Origin of the sequence: Acidisoma sp. S159 (assembly GCF_009766125.1) — a bacterium.
Taxonomy (GTDB): domain Bacteria; phylum Pseudomonadota; class Alphaproteobacteria; order Acetobacterales; family Acetobacteraceae; genus Acidisoma.
The window spans coordinates 153287-178482 of sequence record NZ_LMUG01000002.1 but is presented as its reverse complement, the minus strand read 5'-3'; the positions used below and the strand labels follow the sequence as shown (position 1 = coordinate 178482).

The following is a 25196-nucleotide window of genomic DNA, read 5'->3' as shown; positions in this document are numbered from 1 at the left end:
TCCGCTCAGTCAGCAGTACCCGCGACCTCAGCCGAGGAGGAGCTGCGTGTCACCCGGACCCGGCCTGCCTTGCTCGCCTTGATGCTCGCCATTTTGTCTTCGACATGCTTGCCGAAGACGTATTGCGCCGGGCGCTGGCCCTCCAGCGGGATCTCCCTCGCCATGGCGCCCTCAGTTTTTGGGCCGAAGATGGAGGTCTTGATGTAGGCGATCGGATTGTGCACGGCGGCGACCACGGCGGTCGACTCGTAGCCGGAATGCACCATGCAGTCGGCGCATTTCTCGTAATTGCCGGTACCGTAGCTGTCCCAGTCCGTCGTTTCCATCAGCTCGTTGTAGGTCTTGGCGTAACCCTCACCGAGCAGATAGCAGGGGCGCTGCCAGCCGAAGACGTTGCGAGTCGGCTTGCCCCATGGCGTGCAGGTAAACTCCTGATTGCCGGCGAGGAAGTCGAGGAACAGCGCCGACTGGTTGAACTTCCACTTCTTGCCCTTGCCGGCGCGGAAAATGCCGCGGAACAGCTCCTTCGTCTTCTGCCGGTTCAGGAAATGCGCCTGGTCAGGCGCCCGCTCATAGGCATAGCCCGGGGAGATCATGACGCCATCGATGCCCAGCGCCATGGCGTCGTCCATGAAGCGCGCGACCCGCTCCGGCTCGGCGCCATCGAACAGCGTGGTGTTGATGCAGAGCCGGAAGCCGGCGTCCTTGGCCTTCTTGATGGCCCTGGCGGCGATGTCATACACGCCGTCCTGGCAGACCGACTTGTCGTGCATCTCCTGATCGCCATCCAGATGGATGTCCCAGGCAAAATTCTTATGGGGCTTGTACAGCTCCATCTTCTTCTCGAGCAGCAGCGCGTTCGTGCAAAGGTAGATGAACTTACCCTTGGCGAGCAGCTTCTCGACGATTTCCGGCATCTCGCGGTGGAGCAGCGGCTCGCCGCCCGCGATGGCGATGACAGGGGCGCCGCACTCGTCGGCGGCTTCCAGGCATTCATCGACCGTCAGGCGCTGATTGAGGATATCGGACGGGTAGTCGATCTTGCCGCAGCCGTTACAGGCGAGGTTGCAGCGGAACAAGGGCTCCAGCATCAGCACAAGCGGATAGCGTTTGCGCCCCGAAAGATGCTGCTTGATGACATAGCTACCGACCTTCACGGCCTGGTTTAGCGGAACACCCATAGGCGTGTGAGCTCCTCGGCTGGCTCGAATGAACGGCACGACGTCACGGCAAAGCCGCGGGCCGCTCAACTAGGCGTGGAATTTACGGAAAAACGCAGCTAGTTCAAGGAAATAACACTCATGCCACATCCGCAACCTCAGGCGGCAAGCGGAAACGCACATCCTCCGGCACGCCGCTCAACAGGCCCACGCTGACCTCATCGAAGCGACGCAACCCGTCCAAAACGCCCTGCACCAGTATCTCAGGCGCCGAGGCCCCCGCGGTCAGGCCAACCGTCTGGACGCCCTCGAACCATTCCGGCCGCAGCCCGTCCGCATCATCGATAAGATATGACGTGCAGCCGAGTTCCTCGCCAAGCTCCTTGAGCCGATTCGAGTTCGAACTATTGCGAGATCCCACCACCAATATGACCTCGACCGACTTCGCTAGGTCGCGCACCGCCTGCTGGCGATTCTGGGTCGCATAGCAGATGTCCCGCACATCGGGACCCTGGACGGTGGGAAAGCGGTCCTTCAGCGCCTGGATGATGCCGCGCGTGTCGTCCACCGAGAGGGTCGTCTGGGTCACATAGGCGAGCTTGTTCTCGTCCGCGACTTCGAGCTTGCCGACATCCTCGGCGGTCTGGACGAGATGCACCTTGGCGGGGATTTGCCCGATCGTGCCCTCGACCTCGGCATGGCCGGCATGCCCGATGAGGACGATCTCGCGATCCTGCGCGGCATAGCGGCGGCCCTCGGCATGGACCTTGGCGACGAGCGGGCAGGTGGCGTCGATCACCGGCAGCCCGAGTGCCGCCGCCGAGTCCTGCACCTTCTTGGCGACGCCATGGGCGCTGAACACGGTGATGGCGCCTTCCGGCACCTCGTCGAGCTCATCGACGAAGACCGCGCCACGCTGGCGCAGATCCTCGACCACATGGCGGTTATGGACGATTTCGTGCCGCACATAGATCGGCGGACCGTATTTGATGAGCGCCCGCTCCACGATATCGATCGCGCGGACGACGCCCGCGCAGAAGCCGCGGGGCTGAGCCAGGAGGACACGCATTCTCTTTCGTCTTCTCCGATCGGGCGTCCGGGGCGCTAGAAAGCCACGGGGACGCGCCAGGGTGAGATAGGCCATTTTTGGAAGATGCGGCAACCACTTGCTGCACCGCACCCCATGGAGCCCTGCATTGCGTGGCCGCAAGACCACACTAGTGGCCTAAGTGTCACGCCCCCGGCGTGACAGGCTTGCCTTCAGGTCGCCGCTTGTTACAAACCGCTTCCGTGCCACATCCGGCGCAATGCCCGGTGTTGCTCGTCCGTGCCGACGACGCGCTTATGAGGGAGACGGCTCAAAGAGCCGAATAGACAATGACTCGCAGTCGTCGAAATTTTCTCGGACAGGCCCTGGTCGCTGCCGCCGTTTTTTCCGCGTCGCCCGCTTTCGCCCAGGCCGACGGGGCGCTCACCGCGCCGATCGGCACGCTCGGCAATGCTTTGCTCGCCGTCATGCGTTTAGGAAAGCAAACGCCCTTTCCCCAGCGCTACAACATGCTGGCGCCAGCCGTGGATCAGGCCTTCGATCTGGAGGACGTGCTACGAGTATCGGTCGGATCGTACTGGAATGGACTGCCAGCGGCGCAGCAGAGGAAATTGCTGCAGGCCTTCCGCAGTTTCATCATCGCGACCTACGTGTCGAACTTCAAATCCTACGACGGACAGACCTTCCTGATTTCGCCGACGATCCGGACGGTTGGCGCGGATCGTGTCATCAGCACTACCCTGGACAAGCCGCAGGGTGACGCGCTTCGTATGGATTATGTCATGCACGAGACGCCGATGGGTTGGAGAGTGCGCGACATCCTGCTCGATGGAACGATTAGCCGAGTCGCGGTCCAAAGGTCGGACTTCGCCTCACAGCTATCGCAGGGTGATGCCAGCCGCCTTATCGGCAGCCTGGACCAGAAGGTCTCCGTCCTGTCGGACGGCTCGATGAACGCCTGATCACTTGCCCCTGCTCGCCGATGCGACCGCCGCTTTCGCCTGCATCGGCCTAGTCCAGGCTGGGATGGGCGTTGCCGGCCTGCACCGGTTCTTTGGCGGGGCGGCCATGCCGCCCGGGGAACAACCTCCGGTCTCGATCCTCAAGCCGCTGAAGGGCGACGAGCCGCTGCTGGAGGCGGCGCTCGCCTCATTCTTCACGCTGGCCTATCCCAACTATCAGCTCGTCTTCGGCGTGCAGGACAGCACGGACCCGGCAATCGCCGTGGTGGAGCGGTTGCGGCGGCTTTTCCCTGAGCGGGATGTCGCCCTGGTAATCGATTCGACCCCGCATGGCGGCAACGGCAAGATCGCCAACCTCATCAATATGCTGCCGCAGGCGCGGCATGACCTTCTGATCCTCTCGGATTCCGATGTTCATGTGTCGCCGACCTTCATCGATTGTATGATCGCGGGCCTCATCGACCCGGAGGTTGGCGTTGTTACCGCGCTGTATACGGGGGTTGCCGGTGTCCCAGGCCTGCCCGCACGGCTCGGCGCCGCTCATATCAACCATGTGTTTCTGCCGGGTGTGCTTGCCGGCCACATGCTCGGCCGCGAGGATTGCCTGGGCGCGGCGCTTGCCCTGCGGCGCACGACTCTCGCGCGGATCGGTGGCCTGCTGGCGCTACTGCCTCACTTGGCCGATGACGCCGCGCTAGGCCGCCTTGCCCATGGTCTTGGCCTTCAGGTGGCACTCGCCCCGATCATCGTTATGACCACCGTGGCGGAGAGTAGTCTGCGCGCCCTGCTGCGGCATGAGTTGCGCTGGGCGCGCACCATCCGTTCGCTGGCGCCAGTATTCTATGCCACCTCCTTGCTGCAATACCCTTTGTTCTGGTCGCTGGTAACGCTGGCGGTCGCTGGACCCCGGCTATGGGCCTGGGTGTTTTTGGTTGTGGTCTGGCTGCTGCGTGCAACCGCGGCCCGAGCCCTGAGTGTGAGGCTTCGGCAAAACGGTTTCCCGCTCTGGCTGCTGCCGCTGCGCGAAATGCTCTCGGTTGGCATCGTCATAGCGGCCTATCTCGGCAACCAGGTTGTCTGGCGGGGCACCACCATGCAGGCCGTGGCCGGAGATGATCTGCGCCGTGTCGGGTCGCGCCCGCGGCGGTGGAAATTGAAGTTGAGACGAAGCGGGACAACGCCGCTCCCACGAGGTATAAGTCACTCATGATGAAGACATTGTTCTTGCAGCCGCCCTCCTTCGATGGATTCGATGGCGGCGCCGGGTCGCGCTATCAGGCCAAGCGCGAGATCAAGTCCTTCTGGTATCCGACCTGGCTGGCGCAGCCCGCCGCCATGGTGCCGGGCAGCCGCCTCATCGACGCGCCGCCGGCGCGGATGGGCATGGCGCCGGTCCTCGCGGATGTGAAGGGCAGGGACCTCGTCGTCATCCATACCTCGACACCGTCTTTCGCGAGCGACGTGAAAGTGGCGCAGCAGCTGAAGGATGCGAATCCCTCGGTGAAGATCGGCTTCGTCGGGGCCAAGGTCGCCGTGCAGCCGGCCGAGAGCCTGGCGGCGGGCGCGCCGATCGATTTCGTTGCGCGCAACGAGTTCGACTTCACGATCCAGGAGATCGCCGAGGGGCGGGACTTTGCCGCGGTCGACGGGATTTCCTATCGCGACCGCAATGGCCTGATCGTGCATAACAAGGACCGGGCGGTGCTGGAGGATATGGACCAGCTCCCCTTCGTGACCGATGTGTATAAGCGCGACCTCAAGATCGAGGATTACTTCATCGGCTATCTGATGCACCCCTATGTGTCGCTGTACACCGGGCGCGGCTGTAAATCCCGCTGTACCTTCTGTCTGTGGCCGCAGACGGTGGGTGGCCATCGCTACCGCGTGCGCAGCCCGGAGCATGTCGCGGAAGAGATCAAGCTCGCGAAGGCCTATTTCCCGCAGGTGCGCGAGTTCTTCTTCGACGACGATACCTTCACCGATAACCTGCCGCGTGCTGAGGCTATCGCGCGCGAATTGGGCAAGCTCGGTGTCACCTGGTCATGCAATGCGAAAGCAAATGTTCCGCGCTCGACGCTGAAGATTCTCAAAGACAATGGGTTGCGGCTGCTACTGGTCGGGTATGAGAGCGGCAACCAGCAGATCCTCTACAACATCAAGAAGGGCATGCGGATCGAGGTTGCCGAGCAGTTCACGAAGGACTGCCACGAGCTAGGCATCAAGATTCACGGCACCTTTATTCTCGGCCTGCCCGGGGAGACCAAGGAGACGATCCAGGAGACCATCCGTTTCGCGACCAAGATCAATCCGCATACCATCCAGGTGTCGCTCGCGGCGCCCTATCCCGGCACCGCGCTCTACAAGCAGGCGCTGGAGAATGGCTGGCTGGATGTGAGACATGCCGAGTTGATCGACGAGACAGGAATTCAGATCGCGCCGCTGAGCTATCCGGATCTCAATCACACCGAGATCTTCGACAACGTCGAGACCTTCTACAAGAAGTTCTATTTCCGCGCGCCGAAGATCGCCTCGATCGTGGGCGAGATGGTGGTCAGCCCGCAGATGATGGTCCGCCGGTTGCGCGAGGGCGTCGAGTTCTTCCAGTTTCTACGCGAGCGGAACAAGATCGCGGCTTGATGAGGGCGCCTGAAGTTCATCCCAGCTTAAGGGCGCAGGTTTACTTCTGCACCCTCAAGTCGGGAGCTGGGACATGGCTGCTACAATTAATGGTCTGCCACGCTTGGCCCATATGAATGACGCGCCGAAGCCGGGTGGTTTTACGCAGGTCGGAACACATGAGTTCGTCAACCATCCTGGCCCCGGCAATACTCACGTGTTTATCAATACGGGGGAGTTCCGGAAGAAGTTGAATTTCCAGGCTTTGCCGCCGTCTGAACGGAAAAAACTGATTGAACAGCAGCGCAGACTGGTCGACGCGCCTATAGGCGTCCTAGGGCGCGACGTGAAATATGGCCTTCTGCTGCGCCTCGGTCCGAACCTCTCGTTGACCAAGATGTGGAAGGAGATCCGTGTCGAATACGACAAATTGGTTGCCTGGGACGAGGAAGTTAACCTAGTTCCGCCGCGGGCCCAAAAGCGGCCGGGACAAGTAGATCGGATTAGCACCAATCGATTCGTTCAAATTCCCGTTCCTGGCGGTACGCACCGCGCACTAGATCGCGGTGCGTTCGCACAAGCAAAGAACGAGAGGCGCTAGGCGCAATTGCCAAAAAAACGTTGATGCTGGGCGCTCATCCTCGGACTTGATCTGAGCAATTGCCATTCAATCATCTATGTTATCGTGGCCGCATTCGATCCAGAGTTCCGGCCGTCCCTAGCAGGTGGTTCCGATGGCGTCCGACTACAGCCGCCGCGCCATCTTCTCGGCCGATGATTTCGGCCTCTCCCTCGCCGTCAATGAAGGCATCGAGCGGGCGCATCGCGAGGGCATCCTTTCCACCGCCAGCCTGATGGTCGCCGGAGATGCCGCCGCCGATGCAATCCGGCGCGCAAAGCGGCTGCCTGACCTGCGCGTTGGACTGCACCTCGTCGTGATCGAGGGGCCTGCGGTGCTGTCACCCGAAGTGATCCCCGATCTGGTGGATGTCTATGGGCAGTTCCCCAGCGAACAATTCGCCCTCGGCCGGCGCTATGCCTTCAGTCCAGCCACCCGGCAGCAACTCGCCGCCGAGATCGCGGCGCAATACCGGGCCTTCGCGGCGAGCGGCCTGACGCTCGATCACGCCAACGCGCATAAACATATGCACATGCATCCCCTCGTCGGGCGGCTATTGATCGAGACCGGATTGGCGCATGGCCTTCGCGCGCTTCGCATCCCGGCTGAACCGGCGGCGGTGATGGCGGAACTCGGCGCGCCACTGACAGCGGGCGCCCGCGCGCTGCTCGGCTGGACGCGGCTGCTGCGCGCCCAGGCGCGTCGCGCCGGGCTCGTCGCCAACGACCATGTCTTCGGCCTCGCCTGGAGTGGCCATATGACCACCGCTCGCGTGCTGCGGCTGATCTCGCGTCTGCCGCCCGGCCTCAGCGAGATCTACTTCCATCCGGCAGCCGGGCGCGATCCGCTGCTCGACCGCCTCATGCCGGATTACGAGCATGAGGCCGAACTCGCGGCGCTGCTCAGCCCCCGGCTGCCAGCCGCCCTCGAACGTGAGGGTGTCCTGCGTACGACCTACGCCGCATCGCGTTGACAGCGCCTCCGCGCCGCTTGCATGGTCCGGCCGCTTCACGCTGAGGAGAGAAGTGGCGATGACGACCGAGAGCCTGGCCGCGACCATCGATGCGCTCTGGGAGCGCCGGCAGGATCTCTCCTCCGCCACCCGCGGCGCCGATCGCGACGCGGTCGAGCAGGCGCTGGGGCTGCTGGAAGCGGGGGAGGCGCGGGTCGCCGAGCCGGGGCCGCAGGGCTGGCTCGTCAATCAATGGCTCAAGAAGGCGGTGCTGCTATCCTTCCGCCTCAACGACTCGATCGTCATGCCGGGTGCCGGCGGCGGTGGTCCGGGCTACGACAAGGTGCCGCTGAAATTCGAGGGCTGGGGCGACAACCGCTTTGCCGAGGGCGGTTTCCGCGCGGTGCCCGGCGCGGTAGTGCGCCGCTCGGCTTTCATCGGCAAAAACGTTGTGCTGATGCCGAGCTTCGTGAATGTCGGCGCCTATGTCGGCGCCTCGACGATGATCGACACCTGGTCGACGGTCGGGAGCTGCGCGCAGGTCGGGGCGAATTGCCATATCAGCGGCGGCGTCGGCCTTGGCGGCGTCTTGGAGCCGCTACAGGCCAATCCGGTGATCATCGAGGAGGACTGCTTCGTCGGCGCGCGCTCGGAAGTCGCCGAGGGTGTCATTGTCGAGCGCGGCAGCGTCATCTCGATGGGCGTGTTTCTTGGCGCCTCGACCAAGATCGTGGATCGCGCGACCGGTACGGTGAGCTATGGCCGCGTGCCGGCCTATTCAGTGGTGGTGCCGGGCAGCCTGCCGGGCAAGGCGCTGGCCGATGGCACTCCCGGCCCGTCGCTCGCATGCGCGGTCATCGTCAAGCGGGTCGACGCGCGGACGCGGGAGAAGACCTCCATCAACGAGCTGCTCAGAACGTGAGCGAAGGGGACCTCCGCGATCCGCTCGGCCTAGCGCAGGCGCTGCTGCGCTGCCGGTCCGTCACGCCGGAGGATGGTGGCGCGCAAGCGGTTCTGGCGGCGGCGCTGGAGAGACTGGGTTTCACGGTTCACCACCTGCGCTTCGGCCGCATCGATAATCTTTACGCGCGGCGTGGCGAGGCTGGACCGCATTTCTGCTTCGCTGGCCACACGGATGTCGTGCCGCCGGGTGAGGGGTGGCGCCACGATCCCTTCGGGGGCGAGATCGAGGATGGGATCCTGTACGGTCGAGGCGCTTGCGATATGAAGGGCGGTATCGCGGCCTTCGTCGCCGGCGCGGCTCGGGCTATCGAAGCCAGCACGGCGCCATCGTCCATTAGCTTGCTCATAACGGGCGACGAGGAAGCCGAGGCGCTTGATGGCACGACCCGTGTGCTCGACTGGATGCGGGATCATGGCGAGGTGCCCGACTTCTGCCTGGTGGGCGAGCCGACCAACCCCGCGCGGCTCGGCGAGGTCATCAAGATCGGCCGGCGCGGCAGCCTGAATGCGGCGATCACCGTGAGCGGCGTGCAGGGTCACGTCGCCTACCCGCAGAGGGCGGATAACCCGGTCCACCGTTTGCTGGCGATTCTGGCGGTGTTGACCGGGCGCCGGCTGGATGAGGGCAACCGCTGGTTCGAGCCGTCAAGCCTCCAGGTGACGAGCATCGACGTGGGCAACCCTGCGACGAACCTTATCCCGGATGAGGCGCGCGCGCGGCTCAATATCCGCTTCAACGACGAGCATAGCGGCGCCTCGCTGGAAGCCTGGATTCGCGAGGCCGTCGCGGCCCATGCGCCCCGTTCCGAGGTTGCCGTGCATCACACCGGCGGCAGCTTTCTGACTGATCCAGGCAGCCACGTTGCGACGCTCGCGCGGGCGATCAAAGCGAGTTTCGGTGCTGAACCGCGGCTGGATACAGGCGGCGGCACCTCGGATGCGCGGTTCATCACGCGGCTCTGCCCGGTGGCCGAGTTTGGCTTGGTCGGCGCGACAATGCATATGGTGGATGAACAGGTGCCGGTTGCTGAGTTGCGCGCGCTGGCCGTCGCCTATCAGGCCGTATTGGAGAGTTTCGGCCGATGAAGGCTTCCGCGAAGCCGCGCAATCTGCTGCGCGGCGTAGTGCTGCTCTGCCGGGGACGGGTCGAGGGGTTCGACGAGATCGGCACTGGCGCACAGGATTTCCTGTCGAGCCTGGCGCCGATGATCGCCTTTCCCCTGGTCGGCAGTCTGCTCATGCTGTCGCGCGGCCTGCCGCGTGACGCCGCCACCGATTTCCTTGCCACGCTCTGCGCTGTGCTGGCGCCGCCAGTGATCTCGCATGCGTTGGCACGGTATTGGCGGCGCGAGGCGATGTGGGCGCATTTCGCCACCGCCTTCAACTGGTGCCAGTGGATGCTGCCGCTGATCGCCGCCGTGTTGCTGCTCATCGGAGCGGCGCTGCTGCATGCCGGTGCGCCGATTGCCGTGCTTGGGTTGATCGGGTTGCTGTTGCTCGCTGGCTATGCGTTGTGGCTGCATTGGTTCCTCGCGCGGCATGGCCTCGGCCTGCCGCCGGGCCGTTCGGCGGTGCTCGTCATCGTGGTGAATCTGGGCACGATGGTTTTGGCCGTCGGGCCGCAACTCGCGCAGCGCTATCTTATCGGCGGCGCTGGATGAAGTCGGACTTGCGGCGGCTTGGCGCCGAGATGGTTCGTGGCGCGCATGGGATCGCGCTTCTGACCATCGGAAAACAGCGCGGCATCGCTTTTTTCGGTTCCGACGAAGACGCGACCCGTCGGAGCTTCATCACTGCCGTCATCGCCCTCCCCCTATTCGTGTTGTTGCGGCTGTTGGATTGGATCGCGGGTGTCGCACCGGCGGAGACCTCCCACGCCCTGGCGATCGATCTTCTGTCCTATGTCATCGGCTGGACGGGGTTCGTGCTGCTCTCTCGCCCCATCCTTCGGCAGATGGGGCAGGAGCGAAAATGGCCGCGCTACATCACGGCATGGAACTGGTGCAACCTGGCGCAATACGTTTTGCTGCTGGTCGCCGGGCTACCGACGCTGTTTCACGTCCAGCCGATTGTGGCCGAGACCGCCGCGCTGGTGGGCTTTGGCTGGGCGCTGTGGCTCGAATGGTATGTCGCGCGTCTGGCCTTGGAGGCGACGCCGCTGGCGGCCGCTTTCCTGGTCGTGGTGGATGTCGGGCTGACGGTCGCCCTGGGACTGCTTGCGACGCTGCCGTCCCAGGGGCTTTCTATTGGTTAGGGAAAGGGGAATTAGTCCTTAAAGACGGCCCGACGCCCCGTCATGGCACGCGAAGGCGTGCGGGGCACCCTGCGCCATCCATGCCTTGCCTTCGTCGCCTAAGGCAAGGCGTGGATCCTCGGCCTTCGCCGAGGATGACGAAGTGGTATGAGCTTGAGACATCCCGTACTAGGGATGTCGCTCGGAAGCGGGCGAGTTGCTCAGACCCAGTCGTTGTTGTTGCTGCTGCCGTCGTCCCAGCCGCCGCCATTGTCATCGGCTGCGGGATCCGGCTGGGTTTGGTCGGGTGTCTGGGCGAAGCCGCCGCTGTCGTCCGGGGTGGTCCAGCCGCTCTGATCCGCACCTTGGCCTTGGCCAGCGCCCTGGTTCCAGGCGCCCTGGTCGCTGCCCCAACCCTGATCTTGCGTGGCGCCCTGGGGCGCTTCCTCGATGATCGTCGTGTTGCCGCCGGTGCCAGCCGCTCCGCCGAGTCCGCCCTCGCGGCCGGAGAACAACCCTTCCAGCGCGTTCGCGGCCATCACGCCACCCGCGACGCCCGCTGCCGTGGTCAATGCGGAGCCTAGGAAGCCCGAGCCTCCGCGCATGCCGCCGAGTCCGCCGCCAAAGCCAGGTCCACCCTGCTGCGCATAGCCCTGTTGCGGATAACCCTGCTGAGGCGGATAGCCCGGCGGCGGACCGCCAAAGCCCTGCTGGCCCTGATAAGGTTGCGCATAGGGCGCCCCCTGGCTTTGCCCCTGGGGCGGGCCGCCAAAGAGCCGGCTGAAGAAGCCGCTCGGCTGGCCTTGGCCCTGACCCTGCATCTGACCGGGCTGAACAGGCTGGCGCGCCTGCATCTGCTGCTCAAGCTGCTGAATGCGCTGACCCGCCGCCTCGAGCGCATGTTCCTGCGCGAAGGCGAATTGGGTCATCCGGTAGCGCGCCTCGGGGTATTGGCCAAACAGCGTTGAGAGATGCTGATCGGCCTCCGGGTCCAGCGGCGGCAGTGGCGGCAGCGGCTGACCACCCGTGGCGGGCACGGAGCCGCCAGAGGGCGCGCCGGCCACCCGCTGCACGAAGCGGGCGATGATGTCGCGTTCTTCGGAGTTCATGTCGGAACCTCGTTCCAAATTTCGGTCGCCGCGAAGATGTGGGCGAGCGGCGCGATATTTCCATTGCGGAGGGCGATCCGCAACACGCGCGAAGGCAGGGGGTCAGTGACCGCCGCGGTTCGGAAGGCCGAGCCGTGGCCATTCGATCGCCGGACAGCGATCCATGATGACGGTCAGACCGGCGGCGCGCGCCTTGTCCGCGGCCTGCCGGTCGATCACGCCCAGCTGCATCCAGACCACGTTCGCGCCCAGCCGCATCGCATCGGAGACTACGGGCGCGACATGCTCGGAGGCACGGAAGATATCGACGATCTCGAGCGGGCCAGCCTCGTCGAGGGTCGCGACCACGGTTTTGCCGTGGATCGTCTGTCCGGCGAGGCCGGGATTGACGGGTGTCACGTCAAAGCCATGGCGGAGCAGGAAGCCCATCACGCCGTGCGAGGGCCGTTCCGGCTTGTTTGAAGCACCGACCAGAGCGACGCGGCGGTAGCCCGTCAAGGCCGCGCGAATGTCATCGTCGGTGGTGGCGGGACCGGACGTGACGCTTGGGACGCTCATGGCGCTGATCTCCCTTTTCGTTCTGCGAGCTTGTGTCGTTGCTAACAGTGGCGGCTTGAGGGCATCACCCTGCTAACTTCGCGGCGCGGTTTAACGCAGGTCAATTCGTGGAACCTTAAGGCGCGGCGTGCGGAAGCTTCCACGTAAGCCGAATATAGGAAAGAGGCGATGATCAGGAGACGAGATCTGGGTTTGAGCGCCGGCGCCGCGCTCGCCCTGGGTTCTTTGCACGGCCGCTCCGCAATGGCTGGGACCGCAGCACCCTTAGCGCCCACCGCCGCCACACCAGCAGGCGCCTCTCCGGCAGCTGGGGCGACCAGTCCCGCGATGACCGAGCGGCTGGCAGCCATCGAAACGGCAAGTGACGGGCGGCTCGGGGTCGCCATCGCGGATATGGGTAGCGGGAGCCTGCTCGGCTACCGGGCCGCCGAGCGCTTTCCCCTGTGCAGCGTCTATAAGCTGCTCGCGGCCGCGGCGGTGCTTGCTCTGGTCGATGCCGGGAAGGCCGATCTCGACCGCCGGATCGTTTACGGACGGCACGCGGTCCTCGACGGTTCACCGGTCACGCTGAAGCATATCGGCGGGAAGGGACTGTCGCTCGCGCATCTCTGCGACGCCGCCGTCACGCGGAGCGACAATACCGCCGGCAATCTCCTGCTGTCGTTCCTCGGCGGCCCGGCCGCCTTGACGGCCTATATCCGCTCCATCGGTGACGACGCCACGCGGGTAGATCGCGGCGAGCCGGACGTCAATCAGGCGACACCCGGAGACCCGAAGGACACCACCGTTCCGGCGGCCATGCTCTCGGACCTGCTGGCCTTCTTGCAGGGCAACAAGCTTTCCGCCCCATCCCGCGCGCAGCTCATGACCTGGATGCGCGGCTGCAAGACTGGCTCCGGCCGCCTTGAGGCTGGGCTGCCGAAGGGCTGGCATATCGGTGACAAAACCGGCTCCGGCGGCTACGGGACCACGAATGACGTGGGCATTGTCTGGCCCTCGAGTGGAGCGCCAATCCTCGTCGCCGCTTTTCTCACGGATACGACCGTTCCGGCGGCCCGGCGCAACGCCGCGCTCGCGGCTGTGGGCGCCATCGTGGGTGAACTCAGGGCCTAAGCCACTGTCTGAAAATGCGCTGCTCGCGCATTTCCCAAGTCTGCACCGGCCCTCACCCCCACCCGGCCACCCACGACGGTATGCTGATGGGTGGCCGGGTGGGGGTGAGGGCCGGTGCAGACTTGTCATCAAACGGGTCCTGAGCGACTGCGGTATCATAATACCGCATGGCAAATCCCTTGACGTTTTCAGGCCACGCCATCATAAGGCGGTCATTCTTCAAGGGACTGAGTTAGGATGAAGACGACCCTCTCGCTGAAGCCTTCCGAGGCTCGCAAGAACTGGGTGCTCATCGACGCTAAGGGTCTGGTGCTGGGGCGTCTCGCCGTCATCATCGCGACCTATTTGCGCGGCAAGCACAAAGCCCAGTTCACCCCGCATGTCGATTGCGGCGACAATGTCATCGTGATCAACGCGAAAGAGATCGCGGTCACGGGTAAGAAGGCCGAGCAGGCCATCTTCCACTGGCACACCGGCTATGCCGGCGGCATCAAGCAGCGCACCCTCGGTGAGCGCCTCAACAGCGCGCATCCGGAGCGCGTCATCGAGAAGGCGGTCGAGCGCATGATCACGCGCGGCCCGCTGCAGCGGCAGCAGATGCGCCACCTGCATGTCTACGCAGGCGATGAGCATCCCCATGCCGGCCAGCAGCCCGCTGCCCTCGATATCGGCGCCTTGAACCGCAAGAACAGGAGGGTCTGACCATGTCCGAGACCCAGATGGAAGCCGAGATCGAGGCCCCGGTCCGCACCGGCACGCTTGCCGACCTCAAGGATGCGCCGATCGCCGTCGCCGCCGAGCGCGAGGTCGTCCATGTCGAACCGAAGCGCGATGCTTTCGGCCGTTCCTATGCCACCGGCCGCCGCAAGGATGCCGTTGCTCGCGTTTGGATCAAGCCGGGCAAGGGTGAGATCATCGTCAACGGCAAGAAGGCGGCGCAGTATTTCGCCCGCCCCGTGCTGCGAATGCTGATCACCCAGCCTTTCCTGGTCTCCGACCGCTACAACCAGTTCGACGTGATCTGCACGGTCACGGGCGGCGGTCTTTCCGGCCAGGCGGGCGCGGTGCGGCACGGCATCAGCCGGGCGCTGAGCTATTACGAGCCGGCCTTGCGTGGCATCCTGAAGGTGGCGGGCTTCCTCACCCGCGACAGCCGCACGGTCGAGCGTAAGAAATACGGTCGCGCCAAGGCTCGCCGTAGCTTCCAGTTCAGCAAGCGCTGACGGGTACAGCCACCATGCCGGATACGGCAGGGCGGCCGCGGGTCTTCATCGATGGCGAGGCCGGCACCACCGGCCTCGGCATTCGTCAGCGGCTGGAGGGCATGCCTGGCATCGCCCTCCTCAGCATTGCGTCGGGGCGCCGCAAGGATGCCGAGGCGCGGCTGATGCTGATGGCGGAAGCCGACGTCGTTGTGCTTTGCTTGCCGGACGAGGCGGCGCGCGAGGCGGTGGCCCTGGCCAATACGCTGGGTGCCGAGGCGCCCCGGATCCTCGACGCGAGCAGTGCCCATCGCGTGGGCGATGGCTGGGTCTATGGCTTTCCGGAATTGGAACCTGGGCAGGGCGCGCGAATCGCTGATGCCGCGCGCGTCAGCAACCCGGGCTGCTACGCGACGGGCGCCATCGCCCTGCTGCGCCCGCTGGTGACGGCGGGTTTGGTTCCGGCCGACTATCCTCTCAGCATCAATGCGGTCAGCGGCTATAGCGGCGGCGGCCGTAGCATGATCGAGGCGCATGAGGCCAAGGGCGGCCCGGCTTTCGAGCTTTACGGTCTGACGCTCGAACACAAGCATGTGCCGGAGATCACGCGGCATTCGGGCTTGCAGCACCGGCCGATCTTCGTGCCGTCGGTCGGGCATTTCCGCCAGGGCATGCTGGTCTCGGTGCCGCTGCATCTCGATGCGCTGCCGAGCAAGCCAAAAACACGCGATCTGGTCTCCGTGCTCTCCACACATTATCAGGACGCGGCAGAGATTCGCGTGACCTCTGGTTCGCTGACCCGGCTGGAGCCTGAGGTGCTGAACGATACCAATGCGATGGAGCTTGCCGTCGTCTCGCATGATGGCCATGGCCACGTCGTGCTTGTCGCCACGCTGGATAATCTCGGCAAAGGCGCCTCGGGCGCCGCGGTGCAGAACTTGCGGCTGATGCTCGGCCTTGCATGAGGCGGCGGCCATGAGCGGCGGCGTCTATCGGTTCGAGGGCACGGAGCCTGATATCCATCCGACAGCCTGGATCGCGCCGACCGCCATTGTGCTCGGGCGGGTCGAGATCGGCGAGGGGTCGAGCGTCTGGTATCACTGCGTGGTGCGGGGCGACACCAACTTCATCCGCATCGGCAAGCGCACCAATATCCAGGACGGGTCCATCCTCCATGTGAACCGCGTGACGCATCCCTGCATTCTGGGTGATGACGTGACGGTCGGGCATGCCGCGATCGTCCATGCCTGCACGGTCGAGGATCGCGGCTTCGTCGGCATGGGCGCCACCGTGCTGGACGGCGCCGTGATCGAGGCCGGCGGATTGCTTGCGGCGGGCGCCTTGCTGGCGCCGAACAAGCGGATCGGCCGCAATGAGCTGTGGGCTGGCGCGCCGGCTCGCTTCGTCCGCGTCATGAGCGAGGCGGAGCTTGCCGGCTTCGCCGCGACGGCCGAGCACTACGTGCAGTTGTCCGAACGGCACCGGGTCGGGACGTCACGGTTGAGCCCGAGCGAATAAAGCCGTCGCTGCCGTGTTCACGTCGGTTGAGCCCGGCCTCGCGAAGTTGCGCGCGGCCGAGGAGCGTTGGCTTGCATCCGCACGTCGCCATCGCACGTAGTGTAACTGAACTTCTGGTTGGGTGATGCCATGACGCGCTTCCGCCTGCTTCTTTCGGCCGCGACGCTTATGGCTTTGGCATCCTGCGGGTATGCCACTCGACTGCCCAATACGGCGACGATGCCGCCGGGTGCCTTGCATACCAACGGCGACATCGATGTCCGCTCGCTGAATATCGCGGCCTATGATTTTGGGCGCCATATGCAGGATCCGGCGCAGGCCGCGGATGCGATCGCGGCACTCGATTATATGGGCGGCAAGCTCAACACCTCGCCGAGGTGGACGACCAGTATGCCCGCGCTGTGGCGCGCCCAGATGCTCGAATCCCGCAAGATCATCCGAGCCTATGTGGGGATCAGCCCCGACGCTCCGTCGCAGGCTGTGGTCGATACGATGCTGAACCTCGCCCAAGCTTATCGCGCCAATGATCAAGCAGCGGTGCAGACGCTGCTGGCGACGCCGATCTTCACGGTTCCGCCTGCCGAGGTGCAGGCGAAGCTAGCCGACATCCCGGTTAATCCGACGGTCAATAACGCGACGACGCATGCCGACGCCTACGCCTTTAGTTTCACCGTGCCTGGCTAAATCGAGTTTCACGCGCTGAGGGACAGGCGGGCACGGATGCCCGCCTTGCTCCGCGCGGGTCCTCCGCTATACAGCCCGGATGGACCTCAAAGATCACATCCGGGCGATCCCCGATTTTCCTAAGCCCGGCATTCTTTTCTATGACATCTCGACCCTGCTTCGGGATGCGGATGCCTGGCAGGTCGCGATGGGCCGCATGGCACGTATCATCCGCAGCTACCAACCCGACATGCTGGCGGGCATTGAAAGCCGCGGCTTTCTCTTTGCCGCACCCCTCGCGTTGAAGCTCGGCTGCGGCTTCGTGATGCTGCGCAAACCGGGCAAGCTGCCGGGCGAGGTTGTCAGCCTCGAATACGAGCTGGAGTATCGGCGCGACCGGATCGAGATCCAGGCCGATGCGGTGGCACCAGGAACCCGAGTGATGGTCATTGACGATCTTCTGGCGACGGGCGGGACGTTGGCAGCCGGCATCCGGTTGCTGCGTACGGTCGGCGCCGAGGTGCCGGCGGCGATGACGCTGATCGAACTGACTTTCCTCGAAGGGCGCAAACAGCTCGACGTCCCGTTCCAGGCGCTTCTGAGCTACGACAGCTGAAGGCGGCCAAACCTCACCAAATTTGTCCTCGGGTGGAACGACGCCTAGGTCTATCAGCCGAGTCGCATTGTTAGGCGATTCCGCTTGAACTCATCCTGCGCTAGGAGGAAGGGGTTCCGATGCCTCCGAAATTGATCGACCGCCGTCGCCTTCTGGTGTCGAGCCTTGGGTTGCCGCTCCTCAGCATGTCCGCCGCGCGGGCCGCCACGATCGCCGAACCGGTGGGCTTCCCGGACGGTGTCACCTTCCTGACCAGCGGCCCGGCGCACGGCTATATTTCTGGCTGGGCCAAGCTGCTGGGCCCCTATCTGCTGCAAGGCCTGCCGCGCGGCACGGCTGCCCGGCACGACGACATGGGCGGGCCGGATGGCGTGACCGTCGCCAATGCTTTCGGACTGCGCATCGCACCCGATGGGGCAACCCTGATGTTCGCGCCCGGCGCGGCGCTACTGGCATGGCTGCGCGGTGACGGCCGGGTGAAGTTCGACCCTGGTCATTGGATTGCGATTGTGGCGGGCGTGACGCCGGCGGTGCTGGTTGGTCGTGGCCCGCTGATGCGCGGGTCGCAGCCCGTGCGTCTCGCGGCGACGAACCCGGTCGGCCCGGAGCTTGCGGCGCTGCTCGCGCTTGATCTGCTTGGCATCCGGGCGGTTCCGGCGCCCACCGCGCCCACGCTGGACTATATCGGCCAGGCCTTGCGCGGCGGCTCGATCGACTATGCCTTGGTAAGCGGCCCGAAGGTTCGAGAGGCGCTCGCAAGCCTCCGCAACCAGGGCATCGCGCCGCTTATGACCCTTGGAGCTACCGGGGCGGATGGCACGGCGGTTCGCGACCCTCTGCTGCCATCCGTGCCGACGCTGAGCGAATTTCTCAAAGCGAACGGGATTGTGCCGACGGCCACGCGCCTGGCGGCCTATGACGCGGCTGCCTCAGCCGCGCGCACGTGCTTCGTCGCGACGCTACCGGATCTGCTGCGACCTTCCGCGCTCGCCGAGTGGCGGCGCGGCGCGGGTATCGTCGATGACAGTCTGTCGGTTGCCTCGGTGAGCGACCCGCAGGATGTGCGATTGCTCACGAATAACGCGGCTGCAACGCATCTCGCTGCTGTCCTCGCTGGGGCGCCGGCGATCCCCTTGATCAACCGGATGGTTCAGCAACGCTCGGCCGCGCGGTTGGGCTAGGCGGCCATTGGCCAGGTAGCAGCCGTCGGCACTTTCGCGCGGGCTGCTATGGCGCCGAGACCTAGGATTTCTTGCCGGCCTTAGGCTTCTTGGCCTTGCGCGGCGTGGGGGTCGCCTGCCTGTCGCCCTGGTCGGAGAGTGCGTTCGGAAATTCTCCAAGATTCTCTTGGAGGAACGCTTCCTCGACGCCGACCGGCGCGGAAGGATCGATCCCTTCGGCGATCGGGTTAGGGAGTTGGCCGGACGAAGGGTTCTCCTCCATACCGACCAGCTCGCGCGCGCGTTCCCAATAATCCAGGTCGCGCCCCTCGGGGCGTCCCTCGGACTCCCAGAGGTGATAGGCGCGCTCGCGGATCAGGCGGTCGCGCTTGGGGTCGTTCTCCAGGGGATTGTCCGACATTCTTCTCTCCATCCGAGCCGCCTGCCGCCCTTTGATTCGCGGTGCACGGCTCTCGGCAGAGAGATGGCGTGAGGCTCGGCTGGGGTCAACTCGCGTCGGGTTACATGTGACTCAGATGTGAATCGCGCGGCCCTCGGTCGCGAACGCGGCTTCCTTCACTGCCTCGCTCAAGGTGGGGTGGGCGTGGCAGATTCGCGCCACATCCTCGGCCGAGGCGCCGAATTCGACCGCAGTCACCAGTTCGGCGATGAGAGTTCCGGCATCGGGGCCCAGGATATGCGCGCCGAGAATGCGGTCGGTGGTCTTGTCCGCAAGGATCTTCACGTAGCCCTCGACATCCCCCATCGCGCGCGCGCGCCCGTTGGCCGTAAAGGGAAATTTGCCGATCTTGTAGGCGATGCCGGCGGCCTTCAACTCGTCCTCGTTCGCGCCGACCGAGGCCACTTCGGGCCAGGTGTAGACCACGCTCGGGATCGCGCCGTAGTTCACATGGCCGGCCTGACCCGCCAGGATTTCGGCAACAGCGACGCCTTCGTCTTCGGCCTTATGCGCCAGCATCGGGCCGGCGCGGACGTCGCCGATCGCGTAAATGCCCGGGACATTCGTCGCGTAGCGCGCATCGGTCGCTACGCGGCCACGTTCCAGCGAAACGCCTGCCTCTTCGAGGCCGAGGCCGTGCGTGAAGGGGCGGCGGCCGACGCTCAGCAGCACGATGTCGGCCTGGATGGTCTCGGGGGCGCCGCCTTTCGCGGGTTCGAGGGTCAGGGTGACGCCCTTATCGCTGTTCTCGGCTTTAGTCACCTTGGAACCGAGACGGAACTTGATGCCCTGTTTTTCGAGGATGCGCTGAAAATCGCGTGCGATGTCGGCATCCATTGGCGGCACAATGCGGTCTAGGAACTCGACGACCGTCACCTCGGCGCCGAGGCGGCGCCAGACGCTGCCAAGTTCCAGGCCGATGAAGCCGCCGCCGATGACGACGAGGTGGTTCGGCACCGCATCAAGCTCGAGCGCGCCGGTCGAGGTCACGATGCGCTTTTCGTCCACGGCGACGCCGGGGAGCGGGGTGCTCTCGCTGCCAGTGGCGATGACGATGGCCTTGGTCGCGTATTCCGTGCCGCCGACATCGACGCGACCGGCTGCCAGGATGCGGCCGGCGCCCTTGAGCCAGGTGACCTTGTTCTTGCGGAACAGGAACTCGACGCCATTGGTATTGGCTTTGACCACATCCAGCTTACGCGCCTGCATCTGCGCGAGGTCGAGCTTTACACTGTCGATGACGACACCGTGCGCCTTCAGGGAATGCTTGGCGTCGTGGAAATGCTCGGAGGATTGAAGCAGCGCCTTCGAGGGGATGCAGCCGATATTGAGACAGGTGCCGCCCAGCGTCTCCCGCTTCTCGACACAGGCGACCTTGAGCCCAAGCTGAGCCGCGCGGATGGCGCAGACATAGCCGCCCGGACCGGAACCGATGACGATGAGGTCGAAACTGTCAGCCATGATGGTCCTCGTTTGGTCGGTCGTATTGGGAGCGGAGCGGCCCCCGTAATTGCGGGAGTGACCCACCCCCGGCCCCTCCCTTGCAGGGAGGGGTGAAGAGGCGCGGTTCCCCTCCCTGCAAGGGAGGGGTTAGGGGTGGGTTACTTTGCGCGGGCCGTTGGGTCAGAGCCCCAGCAACAAACGTCGCGGATCTTCAATGTTCTCCTTGACGCGTACCAGGAAGGACACCGCCTCTTTGCCGTCGATGATGCGATGGTCGTAGGTCAAAGCGAGATACATCATCGGCCGGATTTCGACTTTGCCGGCGACCGCGATCGGACGGTCCTGGATCTTGTGCATGCCGAGGATCGCGGCCTGTGGCGGATTGATGATCGGCGTCGACATCAGTGAGCCATAGACGCCCCCATTGGTGACACTGAATGTGCCGCCCGTCAGCTCGTCGATCTTGAGCTGGCCGTCTCGTGCGCGTTTGCCGAAATTCGAGATGGCGCCTTCGATTTCCGCGAAACCCATCTGGTCCACATCGCGGATGACGGGAACGACGAGTCCGCTAGGGCCGCCAACCGCGATGCCCATATGGACGTAGTTTTTGTAAACGATGTCCTCGCCGTCGATCTCGGCATTGACCGCCGGGAATTCCTTCAAGGCAGCGACGCAAGCGCGCACGAAGAAGGACATGAAGCCCAGGCGGATGCCGCCGTTCTTCTTCTCAAAGGCATCCTTGTATTGGCTGCGCAGCGCCATCGCCGCCGACATATCCACCTCGTTGAAGGTGGTGAGCATGGCGGCGGTGTTTTGCGCCTCCTTGAGGCGGTTCGCGATGGTGCGGCGCAGGCGCGTCATCTTCACGCGCTCGTCGCGCGGCTCGTCCTGACGCGCGACCTTGGCGGCCACCGGGGCAGGGGTGGCCGCTGGCTTGTTCAGGAATTCCATCACGTCGCCCTTCGTGATGCGACCATCCTTGCCGCTACCGGCACCGATCTCGCCGGGCGAGATGCCGGCTTCTTCCATGCGCTTCGCCGCAGAAGGAAAAGCGCGCTCCGGTGTGGCGCGGTCTGAAGGCGGCGTGCCGGGTCGGGCCACGGGGCCGGTTGGGCGGGGTGGCGCGTTTATTCCAGCCTCGGGCTTGGCCGCCGGTCTGCCGACGGGCGGCGGACTCGTCGCGAGCGCGGTGCCGGCGGGAGCCTTGGCACCGCCGATCTCGCCGAGCACGGCGCCGACTTCGACTTCCGCGCCATCGCGCACACGGACCGAGGACAATACTCCGGCGCTAGGCGCGCCGACTTCGACGGAAACCTTATCGGTTTCCAGCTCGACCAAAGGCTCGTCCACCGCGACGGTATCGCCTTCCTGCTTGAGCCAGCGGCTGACCGTCGCCGTGGTCACGCTTTCGCCAAGGGTCGGCACCTTGATCTCGATGCCACTCGTAGCGGGCGCCGGTGCCGCCTTGGCAGGCGCAGGAGCCGGTGCTGCGGGTGGCGCGGCCGGGACAGCAGCGGGTTTCGCGGCCGCGGCGGGCTGAGCCTTGTTGCCCGTCGCCGCACCGCTTTCGGAAATTTCACCGAGCAGGCCGCCGACTTCCACCTCGGCGCCATCCTTGGCGATGATCGCGGAAAGCACGCCAGCGGCTGGCGCATTGACCTCGACCGAGACCTTGTCGGTTTCCAGCTCGACCAGCGCCTCGTCGGCGGCGACGGTATCGCCCTCCTTCTTCAGCCAGCGCGCGATGGTGGCGGAGGTCACGCTTTCCCCAAGAGTGGGAACCTTGATCTCGGTCGGCATCGTCATTCCTTGCTGGCCGCAGACTACGGCGATGGGGCTAGGCGTGGGCTGGAGCGCTTCAGGGTAGCAGACTATTTGAGCGCGGCATCGACGAGCTTCGCCTGTTCCGCCGCATGGATCTTGGCCGAGCCGGTGGCCGGGCTCGCCGCATCATCCCGCCCGACGTAGATGGGGCGTTTTGTCGCCGCGTCGATCGCCACCAGCACGCGCTCAAGCCGCCGATCGACAAAGGTCCAGGCGCCGTAGTTCCCGGCCTCCTCCTGGCACCACACGATTTCCGCGTTGCGGTAGGGGGTAAGCACGGTGCGCAGCGCCATAGCCGGGAAAGGGTAGATCTGCTCGAGCCGCACGATCGCGATGTCTTTGATGTCACGGTCGCGACGGGCCGCCAGAAGGTCGTAATAGACCTTGCCCGAGCAGAGCACGACGCGCCGCACGTCCTCGGGCGCGACCAGTGTATCGACTTCCGGGATGACCTTCCGGAAGTGGCTGTCGGCGTCCATTTCGGACAGCTTCGACACCGCGAGCTTATGTCGCAGCAGCGACTTCGGCGTCATGATGATGAGCGGCTTGCGGTAGTTGCGCTTGAGCTGGCGGCGCAGCGCGTGGAAGTAGTTCGCGGGCGTCGTCAGGTTGCAGACTTGCATGTTCTGCTCAGCGCAAAGTTGCAGCCAGCGTTCCAGCCGGGCGGAGGAATGTTCCGGTCCCTGGCCTTCCATGCCGTGCGGCAGCAACAGGGTCAGGCCGGACATGCGCAGCCACTTGGTTTCGCCGCTCGCGATGAACTGGTCTACCACCGGCTGCGCGCCGTTCGCGAAGTCGCCGAACTGCGCTTCCCACAAGACCAGCGTGCGCGGATCGGCGACGCTGTAGCCATATTCAAAGCCGAGAACGCCGACTTCCGAAAGCAGCGAGTTGTAGATCTCGATCTTCGCTTGCTGCGGCCGAACATTATTCATCGGCACGTATTCGTTCTGGTTCGTCTGGTCGATCAGAACGGCATGGCGCTGGCTGAAGGTGCCGCGCTGGCAATCCTCGCCGGACAGCCGCACGCGATTGCCGTCCAGCAGCAGAGCGCCGAAAGCGAGCGCCTCGCCGGTCGCCCAATCGATGCCTTCGCCGCTATCGATCATCGCGCGCTTGGCTTCGAGCTGGCGGGCGATCTTCGGATTGAGGTCAAAGCCTGGCGGGACCGAGGACAGCGAGGCTCCGATGGCGCGCAGTGATTCGATTGGCGCACCCGTGGGATCTTCGGACTGGGTCTCGTCATCCTCGCCACGGTTAAGACCGGCCCATTTGCCTTCGAGCCAGTCGGCCTTGTTTGGGCGGTAGGATTGCGAGGCCTGGTAGCAGCCCTCAAGGTTGGCCATGACCTTATCCCAGCCGGCTTGCGCTTCGGCCTCGTCGATCACCCCATCCTTGACGAGGTTTTCGGCATAGATCGTGCGCGTGGTCGGACGCGCGGCGATGGCGCGATACATGATCGGCTGGGTGAAGGCCGGCTCGTCCGCTTCGTTATGGCCGTGACGGCGATAGCAGACGATGTCGAGCACCACGTCGGCGGAGAATTCCTGGCGGTATTCGGTAGCGAGCTTAGCCGCGAAGATGACCGCCTCCGGGTCGTCGCCGTTCACGTGGAGGATGGGCGATTGGATCGCTTTGGCGACGTCGGTGCAATAGAGGCCCGAATAGGCGTGCAGCGGAACGGTGGTGAAGCCGATCTGGTTGTTGGTGATGAGATGCAGCGTGCCGCCGGTGCGGTAGCCGATGAGCTGGCTCATCGCCAGCGTCTCATAGACGATGCCCTGGCCAGCAAAAGCAGCGTCGCCGTGCAGCAGAATGCCCATCACCGAGTGGCGCTCGCGCGTGTCGCCCGCCTCGTCCTGCCGGGCGCGCACCTTGCCGACGACCACGGGGTCCACGACTTCAAGATGCGAGGGGTTAGGCTGCAGCGAGAGATGGACGCGGCGGCCCTCGATCTCGATGTCGGCTGACGTGCCGAGGTGATATTTCACGTCGCCCGAGCCCTGGACGTCATCAGGCTTGGAACTGGCGCCGCCGAACTCGCTGAACAGCGCGGTGAGCGGTTTCTTGACGACGTTGACGAGGATGCTCAGCCGCCCGCGATGGGCCATGCCGATGACTACCTCGTTGACCCCGGAATGGGCCGCGGTGCGAATCATGGTCTGCAGAGCGGGGATGGTTGATTCGCCACCCTCGAGGCCGAAGCGCTTCGTACCGACAAAACGCTTCTGGCAGAAAGTCTCAAAAGCCTCAGCTTCTGTCAGCTCCTGCAGCAATTGCTTGCGGGTATCGTTGTCGATCTCCAGCCGCCAAGGCGAGCCTTCGATCCGGCGCTGGAGCCAATCTTTCTGGCGCGAATCCTGGATGTGCATGAACTCGATGCCGAGCGAGCCGCAGTAGGTCTCGCGCAGGACTTCGAGGATCTCGCGGATCGTCGCGCTTTCGCGGCCGAGCACGTTGTCGATGAAGATCGAGCGATCGTAATCTTCGGCCTCAAAACCATAGGTCGAGGGGTCGAGCTCGGGATGGTGGCGCGGGACTTGCTGGCCTAGCGGATCGAGCTTGGCTTCAAGATGGCCGCGCACGCGATAGGCGCGGATGAGCATGAGCGCCCGGATCGAGTCAATCGTCTCGGCATGCGCGCGGCCCACGACATCGGCCAAAGCAGCGGGGGCGCCGGGACGCGTGGCGGTGGGTGCGGGACGGTCCGGAACGCCATCCGCCTCAATCTCCCAGCGCCGCGGAGCCCAGGAGGCGCCCGAGGCGTCTGTCAGCACCGACCTCGACTCGTCGTTCAAGGCCGCGAAGAGATCCGCGAAGCTCTGATCGACGGAGCTGGGGGACTGCACCCAGCGTGCGTAGAGATCGGAGATGAAGGCGGCATTCGCGCCGTTGAAGGCGGTGGCAAGCATGTCGACGCCGGGCATGGGGGGCTCCGCTGAATGATGCCCGCCAGACCAAGCGGGCACCCGCGCTT

At 64.8% G+C, this 25196-nt stretch carries 25 protein-coding genes and 1 pseudogene; 17 read left to right on the top strand and 9 right to left on the bottom strand.

Annotated elements, in window-relative coordinates; all coding sequences use genetic code 11:
* Nucleotides 1-5: 5 nt before the first annotated feature.
* Together hpnH and ispH are read right to left on the bottom strand one after the other, a co-directional pair.
* Nucleotides 6-1181: an adenosyl-hopene transferase HpnH gene (hpnH, locus tag GSQ92_RS01055; RefSeq protein WP_158801043.1), complete on the bottom strand. Its 1176-nt coding sequence runs from the start codon at nucleotides 1179-1181 to the stop codon at nucleotides 6-8.
* Nucleotides 1182-1299: 118 nt separating this feature from the next.
* Nucleotides 1300-2229 carry a 4-hydroxy-3-methylbut-2-enyl diphosphate reductase gene (ispH, locus tag GSQ92_RS01050; RefSeq protein WP_158801042.1) on the bottom strand — a complete coding sequence of 310 codons (930 nt, stop codon included), beginning with the start codon at nucleotides 2227-2229 and terminating at the stop codon, nucleotides 1300-1302.
* Nucleotides 2230-2537: 308 nt separating this feature from the next.
* Between ispH and GSQ92_RS01045 the strand changes: the two genes are divergently transcribed.
* From GSQ92_RS01045 to GSQ92_RS01005, 9 genes are all read left to right on the top strand, one after another.
* Nucleotides 2538-3170: an ABC transporter substrate-binding protein gene (locus GSQ92_RS01045; protein WP_158801041.1), complete on the top strand. Its 633-nt coding sequence runs from the start codon at nucleotides 2538-2540 to the stop codon at nucleotides 3168-3170.
* Between the two features lie 4 nt (nucleotides 3171-3174).
* Entirely contained in the window at nucleotides 3175-4380 is a 1206-nt protein-coding gene (gene hpnI, locus GSQ92_RS01040) for a bacteriohopanetetrol glucosamine biosynthesis glycosyltransferase HpnI (protein ID WP_158801040.1), read from the top strand.
* Nucleotides 4377-5807 carry a hopanoid biosynthesis associated radical SAM protein HpnJ gene (hpnJ, locus tag GSQ92_RS01035; RefSeq protein WP_158801039.1) on the top strand — a complete coding sequence of 477 codons (1431 nt, stop codon included), beginning with the start codon at nucleotides 4377-4379 and terminating at the stop codon, nucleotides 5805-5807. The genes hpnI and hpnJ overlap by 4 nt, the downstream gene beginning before the upstream one ends.
* A 73-nt stretch (nucleotides 5808-5880) precedes the next feature.
* Nucleotides 5881-6387, top strand: a complete 507-nt coding sequence (locus GSQ92_RS01030; protein WP_158801038.1) for a hypothetical protein — start codon at nucleotides 5881-5883, stop codon at nucleotides 6385-6387.
* Between the two features lie 133 nt (nucleotides 6388-6520).
* Nucleotides 6521-7378, top strand: a complete 858-nt coding sequence (hpnK, locus tag GSQ92_RS01025) for a hopanoid biosynthesis-associated protein HpnK (RefSeq protein WP_158801037.1) — start codon at nucleotides 6521-6523, stop codon at nucleotides 7376-7378.
* Nucleotides 7379-7436: 58 nt separating this feature from the next.
* The gene (gene dapD / locus GSQ92_RS01020; RefSeq protein WP_159012835.1) at nucleotides 7437-8279 is read left to right on the top strand and encodes a 2,3,4,5-tetrahydropyridine-2,6-dicarboxylate N-succinyltransferase; all 843 of its coding nucleotides are present in this window, start codon (nucleotides 7437-7439) and stop codon (nucleotides 8277-8279) included.
* Nucleotides 8276-9406, top strand: coding sequence for a succinyl-diaminopimelate desuccinylase (gene dapE / locus GSQ92_RS01015; protein ID WP_254066537.1), 1131 nt, complete (start codon nucleotides 8276-8278; stop codon nucleotides 9404-9406). The genes dapD and dapE overlap by 4 nt, the downstream gene beginning before the upstream one ends.
* On the top strand, nucleotides 9403-9981 hold the full coding sequence (locus GSQ92_RS01010) for a hypothetical protein (RefSeq protein WP_158801034.1): 579 nt from the start codon (nucleotides 9403-9405) through the stop codon (nucleotides 9979-9981). The genes dapE and GSQ92_RS01010 overlap by 4 nt, the downstream gene beginning before the upstream one ends.
* Nucleotides 9978-10574, top strand: coding sequence for a hypothetical protein (locus tag GSQ92_RS01005; protein ID WP_158801033.1), 597 nt, complete (start codon nucleotides 9978-9980; stop codon nucleotides 10572-10574). The genes GSQ92_RS01010 and GSQ92_RS01005 overlap by 4 nt, the downstream gene beginning before the upstream one ends.
* Nucleotides 10575-10774: 200 nt before the next feature.
* On the opposite strand, the gene GSQ92_RS01000 is transcribed toward GSQ92_RS01005, so the two are convergent.
* Both GSQ92_RS01000 and GSQ92_RS00995 read right to left on the bottom strand, forming a co-directional pair.
* A complete protein-coding gene (locus tag GSQ92_RS01000; protein WP_159012833.1) occupies nucleotides 10775-11662 on the bottom strand; it encodes a DUF2076 family protein in 888 nt (295 codons plus the stop codon).
* Between the two features lie 102 nt (nucleotides 11663-11764).
* Nucleotides 11765-12220 carry a CoA-binding protein gene (locus tag GSQ92_RS00995; RefSeq protein ID WP_159012832.1) on the bottom strand — a complete coding sequence of 152 codons (456 nt, stop codon included), beginning with the start codon at nucleotides 12218-12220 and terminating at the stop codon, nucleotides 11765-11767.
* 168 nt (nucleotides 12221-12388) lie between these two features.
* Between GSQ92_RS00995 and bla the strand changes: the two genes are divergently transcribed.
* The 8 genes from bla (at nucleotide 12389) to GSQ92_RS00955 (ending at nucleotide 18513) form a co-directional block, all read left to right on the top strand.
* On the top strand, nucleotides 12389-13333 hold the full coding sequence (gene bla / locus GSQ92_RS00990; RefSeq protein ID WP_158801030.1) for a class A beta-lactamase: 945 nt from the start codon (nucleotides 12389-12391) through the stop codon (nucleotides 13331-13333).
* 237 nt (nucleotides 13334-13570) lie between these two features.
* Entirely contained in the window at nucleotides 13571-14035 is a 465-nt protein-coding gene (rplM, locus tag GSQ92_RS00985; RefSeq protein ID WP_158801029.1) for a 50S ribosomal protein L13, read from the top strand.
* A gap of 2 nt (nucleotides 14036-14037) precedes the next feature.
* On the top strand, nucleotides 14038-14556 hold the full coding sequence (gene rpsI / locus GSQ92_RS00980) for a 30S ribosomal protein S9 (protein ID WP_158801028.1): 519 nt from the start codon (nucleotides 14038-14040) through the stop codon (nucleotides 14554-14556).
* 14 nt (nucleotides 14557-14570) lie between these two features.
* Nucleotides 14571-15500, top strand: coding sequence for an N-acetyl-gamma-glutamyl-phosphate reductase (gene argC / locus GSQ92_RS00975; protein ID WP_158801027.1), 930 nt, complete (start codon nucleotides 14571-14573; stop codon nucleotides 15498-15500).
* A gap of 10 nt (nucleotides 15501-15510) precedes the next feature.
* The gene (locus GSQ92_RS00970) at nucleotides 15511-16053 is read left to right on the top strand and encodes a gamma carbonic anhydrase family protein (RefSeq protein ID WP_158801026.1); all 543 of its coding nucleotides are present in this window, start codon (nucleotides 15511-15513) and stop codon (nucleotides 16051-16053) included.
* Nucleotides 16054-16182: 129 nt separating this feature from the next.
* Nucleotides 16183-16737, top strand: coding sequence for a hypothetical protein (locus tag GSQ92_RS00965; protein WP_158801025.1), 555 nt, complete (start codon nucleotides 16183-16185; stop codon nucleotides 16735-16737).
* Between the two features lie 79 nt (nucleotides 16738-16816).
* Nucleotides 16817-17332, top strand: a complete 516-nt coding sequence (locus GSQ92_RS00960) for an adenine phosphoribosyltransferase (protein ID WP_158801024.1) — start codon at nucleotides 16817-16819, stop codon at nucleotides 17330-17332.
* A 119-nt stretch (nucleotides 17333-17451) separates the two neighbouring features.
* Nucleotides 17452-18513 carry a hypothetical protein gene (locus GSQ92_RS00955; RefSeq protein ID WP_158801023.1) on the top strand — a complete coding sequence of 354 codons (1062 nt, stop codon included), beginning with the start codon at nucleotides 17452-17454 and terminating at the stop codon, nucleotides 18511-18513.
* A gap of 61 nt (nucleotides 18514-18574) precedes the next feature.
* Here the strand turns inward: GSQ92_RS00955 and GSQ92_RS00950 are convergent, their stop codons facing one another.
* From GSQ92_RS00950 to GSQ92_RS00935, 5 genes and pseudogenes are all read right to left on the bottom strand, one after another.
* Complete coding sequence (locus GSQ92_RS00950) at nucleotides 18575-18913, bottom strand: DUF2934 domain-containing protein (RefSeq protein WP_158801022.1); 339 nt, start codon at nucleotides 18911-18913, stop codon at nucleotides 18575-18577.
* Nucleotides 18914-19024: 111 nt separating this feature from the next.
* Nucleotides 19025-20413, bottom strand: a complete 1389-nt coding sequence (gene lpdA / locus GSQ92_RS00945; protein ID WP_158801021.1) for a dihydrolipoyl dehydrogenase — start codon at nucleotides 20411-20413, stop codon at nucleotides 19025-19027.
* 162 nt (nucleotides 20414-20575) lie between these two features.
* Nucleotides 20576-21832, bottom strand: coding sequence for a 2-oxoglutarate dehydrogenase complex dihydrolipoyllysine-residue succinyltransferase (odhB, locus tag GSQ92_RS00940; protein ID WP_254065450.1), 1257 nt, complete (start codon nucleotides 21830-21832; stop codon nucleotides 20576-20578).
* 195 nt (nucleotides 21833-22027) lie between these two features.
* Nucleotides 22028-22195 (bottom strand): annotated as a pseudogene (locus tag GSQ92_RS30715) (biotin/lipoyl-containing protein); the annotation flags it as partial.
* Between the two features lie 71 nt (nucleotides 22196-22266).
* Nucleotides 22267-25146 (bottom strand): 2-oxoglutarate dehydrogenase E1 component, encoded by a 2880-nt coding sequence (locus tag GSQ92_RS00935; protein ID WP_159012831.1) that lies wholly within the window; start codon nucleotides 25144-25146, stop codon nucleotides 22267-22269.
* Nucleotides 25147-25196: the final 50 nt, after the last annotated feature.

Excerpts from the sequence above, each read along its gene's own strand:
- bla (WP_158801030.1), top strand. The coding sequence starts at position 12,389 with ATGATCAGGAGACGAGATCTGGGTTTGAGCGCCGGCGCCGCGCTCGCC.
- GSQ92_RS01000 (WP_159012833.1), bottom strand. The coding sequence starts at position 11,662 with ATGAACTCCGAAGAACGCGACATCATCGCCCGCTTCGTGCAGCGGGTG.
- GSQ92_RS00950 (WP_158801022.1), bottom strand. The coding sequence starts at position 18,913 with ATGTCGGACAATCCCCTGGAGAACGACCCCAAGCGCGACCGCCTGATC.
- hpnJ (WP_158801039.1), top strand. The coding sequence starts at position 4,377 with ATGATGAAGACATTGTTCTTGCAGCCGCCCTCCTTCGATGGATTCGAT.
- GSQ92_RS00970 (WP_158801026.1), top strand. The coding sequence starts at position 15,511 with ATGAGCGGCGGCGTCTATCGGTTCGAGGGCACGGAGCCTGATATCCAT.
- GSQ92_RS01010 (WP_158801034.1), top strand. The coding sequence starts at position 9,403 with ATGAAGGCTTCCGCGAAGCCGCGCAATCTGCTGCGCGGCGTAGTGCTG.
- GSQ92_RS00955 (WP_158801023.1), top strand. The coding sequence starts at position 17,452 with ATGCCTCCGAAATTGATCGACCGCCGTCGCCTTCTGGTGTCGAGCCTT.
- GSQ92_RS00960 (WP_158801024.1), top strand. The coding sequence starts at position 16,817 with ATGGACCTCAAAGATCACATCCGGGCGATCCCCGATTTTCCTAAGCCC.
- lpdA (WP_158801021.1), bottom strand. The coding sequence starts at position 20,413 with ATGGCTGACAGTTTCGACCTCATCGTCATCGGTTCCGGTCCGGGCGGC.
- GSQ92_RS01045 (WP_158801041.1), top strand. The coding sequence starts at position 2,538 with ATGACTCGCAGTCGTCGAAATTTTCTCGGACAGGCCCTGGTCGCTGCC.
- ispH (WP_158801042.1), bottom strand. The coding sequence starts at position 2,229 with ATGCGTGTCCTCCTGGCTCAGCCCCGCGGCTTCTGCGCGGGCGTCGTC.
- argC (WP_158801027.1), top strand. The coding sequence starts at position 14,571 with ATGCCGGATACGGCAGGGCGGCCGCGGGTCTTCATCGATGGCGAGGCC.
- hpnK (WP_158801037.1), top strand. The coding sequence starts at position 6,521 with ATGGCGTCCGACTACAGCCGCCGCGCCATCTTCTCGGCCGATGATTTC.
- GSQ92_RS00935 (WP_159012831.1), bottom strand. The coding sequence starts at position 25,146 with ATGCCCGGCGTCGACATGCTTGCCACCGCCTTCAACGGCGCGAATGCC.
- rpsI (WP_158801028.1), top strand. The coding sequence starts at position 14,038 with ATGTCCGAGACCCAGATGGAAGCCGAGATCGAGGCCCCGGTCCGCACC.
- hpnH (WP_158801043.1), bottom strand. The coding sequence starts at position 1,181 with ATGGGTGTTCCGCTAAACCAGGCCGTGAAGGTCGGTAGCTATGTCATC.
- GSQ92_RS00995 (WP_159012832.1), bottom strand. The coding sequence starts at position 12,220 with ATGAGCGTCCCAAGCGTCACGTCCGGTCCCGCCACCACCGACGATGAC.
- rplM (WP_158801029.1), top strand. The coding sequence starts at position 13,571 with ATGAAGACGACCCTCTCGCTGAAGCCTTCCGAGGCTCGCAAGAACTGG.
- GSQ92_RS01005 (WP_158801033.1), top strand. The coding sequence starts at position 9,978 with ATGAAGTCGGACTTGCGGCGGCTTGGCGCCGAGATGGTTCGTGGCGCG.
- GSQ92_RS00965 (WP_158801025.1), top strand. The coding sequence starts at position 16,183 with ATGACGCGCTTCCGCCTGCTTCTTTCGGCCGCGACGCTTATGGCTTTG.
- dapD (WP_159012835.1), top strand. The coding sequence starts at position 7,437 with ATGACGACCGAGAGCCTGGCCGCGACCATCGATGCGCTCTGGGAGCGC.
- GSQ92_RS01030 (WP_158801038.1), top strand. The coding sequence starts at position 5,881 with ATGGCTGCTACAATTAATGGTCTGCCACGCTTGGCCCATATGAATGAC.